Raw genomic sequence first — 5594 nt, 5'->3', positions numbered from 1 at the left:
AAATTTAACTCCTTATATACCTCACCTACTTCCTCTTTTATTACCGGTAAAAACCAGGAAAAGACTAGGTGGCCATCAGTAAATTTAAGCTTTTCTAACAAGACCAATAACTGAGCTATCGCCTGATGATCAGCACTCCTGATCAAAAAACTTTTGCTACTGGCCAAAGTTTCAAGACATTTCAAACTCCGATTTAAATTAGGCTTAACCAAAATATTATCAAAACGTTTAACAAGAGAACTAACGATTCTGCATTGATAAGTACTTAACCCTTCCACTGGCAATAATGGGAGTTTTTTCTGCGAATTTTTAGGGTAGTTTTTATTTATGGCCTGACTTATACCTTTAACAGTAGACAATATACCTACAGGGACATTAGTATCATTAGCAATTTTTATATTACTTTCATTCTGAGCCATTTTAGTAACTATGGTTAACAATTCGTATAAAGATAGATTTTGTATATTTTTATGTTGCTCAGCTTCATGGTCTTCGCATCAAATAAAATTCTCAATATAGGCTTTATTAAGCGTAAATCCGCTCAAAAAACTCGAAAGTTCAGGTATATTGACAAAGCTAACATCAGAAGCAAAGTTTCTTGCTCCAACAACCTGATGAGGAAATTCAGGATTTATTTTAGCCCCATAGCCATAAGTGAGCTGTACTAGTTTGGTCAAATCCAGAGAGGTACGGTTTTTCTCTAGATAAATAAAAAGATCCATCGTGTGCAGGTAAGATGCCAGTGTAGTAGAAATATCCGTATGTCCTAGCAGTCGCGTTAATGAAAATAACTTTTTGCGGCTAGCTCCATTTGGTAAGCCAAGTCGTGTTAACAAAAGCTTCTTTCGCTCTAGGTTAAAATAAGGATGAGAAAGGCAACTAATGAAATGTACCAGTTGTTTTGGATATCGCCAGTTCAGTAGAAACCATGTCCAATTTGCAAAAGAATGTCGAAGATGATGAAAGCGCATTGATTGGTCACCCGTTACTTTACGTAACAGCAATGTCACCAGTTCAAAAGACTTTTCCAGTAAAATCTTATCTGGAAATAACGCAGAGTTCATATCTGCACCATTTCTTTTTCTAAGATCTATATACTCCCTCAAAAATCTAAGTTCGTGCTCCGGCCAAAAAACTTCTAATGGAATATTACGTGCACTATTAGGTGATTTTAGTAAACGGTGCTGGTTCAACCGCACATGAAATTGAATATAAACATCACCAAACTTAAAATCTTTAAGCTTAGAAAAGCCTATTTCACCTCGACGAATTCCTGAATAAAAACCAAAGTTAAACAGTAATCGTGCAATTGAAGATACTTCAGATTTCACCTCCGATAACTTTTCTGTAATAACATCCGCTTGAGAATGTGTAATTAAGTTCGCATCAACCCGACCTTTGTAGCTATGAGAATCGAGTTCATCTAACGGCAGTTCAAGTAGAATACCGCTAGTAACCAAGAATTCAGCAAAATAGTACACATAACATCGCCGTTGTGCGGATTTAATCTGCTCTGAAACACAATTGAATTTATCCACCCACTCACTCACTTAGAGTGATCAAATTTGCATCCGTTGCTATAAATTCACATAAAAAAGGCATCGAAACCGTCTTCACATAATCAGTAACGGTGTTATAACGAATTTTAGATTTTTTGCTACCACCGTAAAACGTTAATTTGAATAGCCATGACTTAAGCAACCATACCCAAGGATAACGCTTGGCATTGTCTTTATCTTCTAACCAAATACCAAGGTTGTTTCGATATTCTCCTACCTTAAATTTCTTTATTTTATTATTAGTTAAAGGCTCCAAAGCTGCAGTGATTAACGTGAAATTCATATTAACAGTGCTGTCGTCAGTTTTAGCCTGGCTTCCCTTTGATTTGGCCCACCCTGTTGTCTTCGTCACTGCAATTGCAGACCAAGCTGTAAATTGCCTTTTGGTTATTGATTCGTTATTTGTCCGTACTTTCTCCCGCAATAAGTATTTATCAGAGAAAACACGTAAAAATGTTGTTTCTTCAAGTAACGTATGACGCAGATTGTTTAAACTCACCTGTTGAAAAATAGGGTTGTTATTAAAAGTTGTTTCAATGCGAAATGCTAACTTGAGAGTTGGATGTGTAAGCTTCCTGCCTTCATTTAAAATTTCCTTGTAGACTAAAAATGCGTTGATATTTTTAATATAAATTTTAGTTTTGAATGAAGTACTTTGTAGCATAAAACAATACTGAATGAGAAATAACTCCGTTGCCTTTCCTATCAAGATACGCTGTTCCCGATATTGATAATAAATACACTCATTATATCTAAACCAACCTTCCCTCTCTTCGTCCAGCATGGCCAGTAACATTTTATTATCTAATACTCCTTCCTTCAGCATTAACCATAATGCCAGCCTACCAAGAACAAATTCGGGGGCAATTCCGACGGAAGGTGATATTTGCTCTTGCTCACACAACGAATAAAGTTCATTGGCAAGGCCTGCTTTTACTAATCTATCCGGTGACAAAACCGGCTTGTCTCTATTAAGTACAGTAAATACTGGAATTGCGGACGAGCTAATCCCTAGCTCAGTTTTAATGACCCTTAATGTCAGCTCCAACATATCCAAGCTTAATATCCGCTCTTCTATCTGATTTTTGAAGCTATTAACAATCTTTTTCAAACTAAGTTTGGACGTGTTCATCACCAGGAGCTCGCTATGGTTTTAAGCCCAAAACACAAATCGCCAATAAGCTTCAAAAATTTGACCGCATTAGCGCGCAGACGGCTTAGTAAAAATAATGAAATACAAGGAATTCCATTAATGGCTGCGCCACAAGCTAGTTATTAAATTCGTGGGGCTCCCACTGGATCTGCCCTTTTGGTTTCGAATACCCATTGCAGCATAAATCGCATTATTAAAGTGTCTTGTTTGATTAAAGCAGATCACCATAAGCTAAAAGACATATGCAAGGAGCTGTATAAATTCTTATTACACTATCTTACTAATGCTTTTGATATAAAAACTTAACCCTTGACAATATTTGCACAGTTAAATATAATAACACCCCAATCTTACTGGAAAACTCTATAAATTTAGAATATTTAGCGCCATTCGGCTAAAAAAAAGACTAATTAGTTATAGTAATACAGAAAATAAAGTGTAAGAGGTCTTGTAGTGGAAGCATTACGTGAAAATATTCTCCCAAACAAAGGCATTTCATTTAGATGCCAACAACTCACTTACTCAGACTTAAAAGCGGAAAATAATTGGCACTACAACCCAGGTTTTGAATCAATACTGTTTACAAATAGTGAAAAAACACAATTTGTAGGTGATAGTGTCAATATCTATCAACCTAACGATCTAAGTTTTTGGGGTCCAAACATACCGCATTGTTGGCGACAATCAGATCAACATATAAAACAAAAAAATCCGTCTAACCTGATAGTAACTCAATTTAAAAAAAAGTCTTTTATCTGTGACTTTCTTGCATTACCTATAGCGAAACATATACGGGGCTTATTTCAAGGCTCTTCTGAAGGCTTAAAACTCCGAGGGAATACCGCAGATTACATTAAGCAACTATTAGAGACTATGCTGTATAAAAGCGGCTTGTCTAAAATGCTCATATTGCACAGTGTATTTGACACTCAAGCTATATCAGACGAAACAACACCAATAGCTAGTGTAGACTATCGGAGCGGTTGCGATGTTAATACTAACAACCTTAAAAAACTCAAAGCAATACAAAATTATTCTAGAGATAATTTAGGTAATGACATTTACCCACCAGACATTGCTGAAAAAATAGTGCTTACTCGGGAAGCTTTCATCCGGTTTTTCAAGAATACGGCAGGGCTCACTTATATAGCTTTTGGCAATGAACTTGGAATTAGTAAAGAGTGTCGTTTATTAATGGAACATGAATCAGATATTACGAAAATTTCTCATGAATGCCGACACCAGACTGTTTCGAATTTCAATCGCCAACTCCAAATGCAAAAAGAACAAACGACCCGTGTTTTTCATAATAAGAAGAGAGTTATAATTTCAAGCAGTGATGCAAGTCTAACCCTCACAGCCTATGGTTAAAAATAATTATCTAAGTGATTATGAATAACTACATTATCACTGGTTATCTCAACAACATAAACCTTCCTAACTAACAGGTAGTAGAAATGCCTTCTATCAACAACAGAATAAAAAACAATTCTGGTTTTACACTTATTGAGCTTATTACGGTCATTGTTGTGCTCGGAGTTTTATCCGCTACCGCTTTGCCGAAATATATTTCAATGCAAAGTGATGCAAAAATAGCCGTGCTTAACGGAGTTGTAGCCGCGACAAAAAGTGCTTCGAGTTTGGTTTTTGTAAAAGCCAAAATACAAGGAGTAACCAAGGGAAGTATAAATATTGGCGGTGGGCAAAGTATACTTGTGGACTCGGGATACATGAAAGGCCAAGGGTATAATGTTTTCTATAAAGTTGTAGATTTAGCCGAAGTAAGCTTTGGTATTTCTACTAGTGCTCCATGCCCCACAACTTTTTGCTTAGTAGGCTCCGTAGCCAGCATGCCTGATGTAAATGATGCAACGGGAGGAGTTGGAGTATATGTATGGCCGAAAAACGGTAGCATAACAAATGAATGTTATGTTTATTATTACAATAAGCAAAATGGAGATGCACCTCTTATAGGCTTAGTTGATACAGGTTGTTAAAGCATTAACTTTAGCGATATCAACTTACTATAAATCTATATTTTATTTAAGCGATCCATCATTTTTAGCGTAATTTTATTCGTTTAAATTGCGCCACCTGATCAGGACAAAGTCATAAGACACTAATACAAAATAGTATTATTAAAGAGGTACTTTACTACTACTTAGTTACAATTTTAACAATTAACCTACACTTTCGTACATTAAACGTTTGAATTTTCTAATAAGCATTAGTTAACAATTGCCCATTAAAACATTTGAATCCGTTTACATGTGTTCTCTATAGTTGTAAGGAAGTTCCAATGAAATTAAAAAGCAATACTAATAAAGTTTTAATGAAAACGTTATTTTTACTATTTTCATTCGCTAGCTCAAATATACAAGCAGCCGGCACTGTCACAGTATCAAACGAAAAACAGAATATATTAAATAAAGATGTTTTTAGCGTAAATTCACAATTTTCTGATGGCAGAATTGACTACGCTCATCCAGAATTATCTCAGGTTTATAACAAAACGGGTTCTCAGGTTATTCGTTATCCTGGCGGAACATTTGCAAACTTTTACAACCCCAATACCGGTTTTTTTGACACTAACTACCCCGGTATGTCTGATCATCATAAAAATCAAACACAAGGATTCAACGCTAAAGCACGGGCTGCTAACCCAACTGATGGCTATAACGTTGATGATTTTGAAATTTTTGCCAATGAAACCAACACTGCAGTTTCATTAGTATTAAATGTGAGTACAAGAACACCTCAACAATCGGAGGATTTCTTGCGTGATCTTTTTAATCGCGGCATTAACGTTGAATACGTCGAATTTGGTAATGAACTATATTTTGGCATTTATGACGGTTTAATTAAAGATGGCCCGGACTATG

At 35.7% G+C, this 5594-nt stretch carries 6 protein-coding genes; 3 read left to right on the top strand and 3 right to left on the bottom strand.

Going from position 1 to position 5594, the window contains the following annotated elements:
- From ACSHXM_RS20605 to ACSHXM_RS20595, 3 genes are all read right to left on the bottom strand, one after another.
- Positions 1-419: hypothetical protein (locus ACSHXM_RS20605; RefSeq protein WP_435692072.1), on the bottom strand; the 419-nt coding region annotated here is incomplete at its 3' end.
- A gap of 78 nt (positions 420-497) precedes the next feature.
- Positions 498-1538 carry a hypothetical protein gene (locus ACSHXM_RS20600; protein WP_435692070.1) on the bottom strand — a complete coding sequence of 347 codons (1041 nt, stop codon included), beginning with the start codon at positions 1536-1538 and terminating at the stop codon, positions 498-500.
- Positions 1539-1542: 4 nt separating this feature from the next.
- Positions 1543-2691, bottom strand: coding sequence for a hypothetical protein (locus ACSHXM_RS20595; RefSeq protein ID WP_435692068.1), 1149 nt, complete (start codon positions 2689-2691; stop codon positions 1543-1545).
- A gap of 474 nt (positions 2692-3165) precedes the next feature.
- On the opposite strand from ACSHXM_RS20595, the gene ACSHXM_RS20590 reads away from it, so the two are divergent.
- The 3 genes from ACSHXM_RS20590 to ACSHXM_RS20580 form a co-directional block, all read left to right on the top strand.
- Positions 3166-4083 carry a hypothetical protein gene (locus ACSHXM_RS20590; RefSeq protein ID WP_435692066.1) on the top strand — a complete coding sequence of 306 codons (918 nt, stop codon included), beginning with the start codon at positions 3166-3168 and terminating at the stop codon, positions 4081-4083.
- 86 nt (positions 4084-4169) lie between these two features.
- Positions 4170-4709, top strand: coding sequence for a type II secretion system protein (locus ACSHXM_RS20585; RefSeq protein ID WP_435692064.1), 540 nt, complete (start codon positions 4170-4172; stop codon positions 4707-4709).
- Positions 4710-5011: 302 nt separating this feature from the next.
- On the top strand, positions 5012-5594 hold a 583-nt coding region (locus tag ACSHXM_RS20580), incomplete at its 3' end, for a hypothetical protein (RefSeq protein ID WP_435692062.1).

The organism is Paraglaciecola sp., from assembly GCF_051252315.1.
Taxonomy (GTDB): Bacteria; Pseudomonadota; Gammaproteobacteria; order Enterobacterales; family Alteromonadaceae; genus Paraglaciecola.
The sequence above is the reverse complement of the archived record's forward strand: the minus strand, read 5'-3'. Positions and strand labels throughout refer to the sequence as shown.

What these genes read in the sequence shown, in the direction of transcription:
- ACSHXM_RS20595 (WP_435692068.1), bottom strand. Translation starts at nt 2,691, where the DNA reads ATGAACACGTCCAAACTTAGTTTGAAAAAGATTGTTAATAGCTTCAAA.
- ACSHXM_RS20585 (WP_435692064.1), top strand. Translation starts at nt 4,170, where the DNA reads ATGCCTTCTATCAACAACAGAATAAAAAACAATTCTGGTTTTACACTT.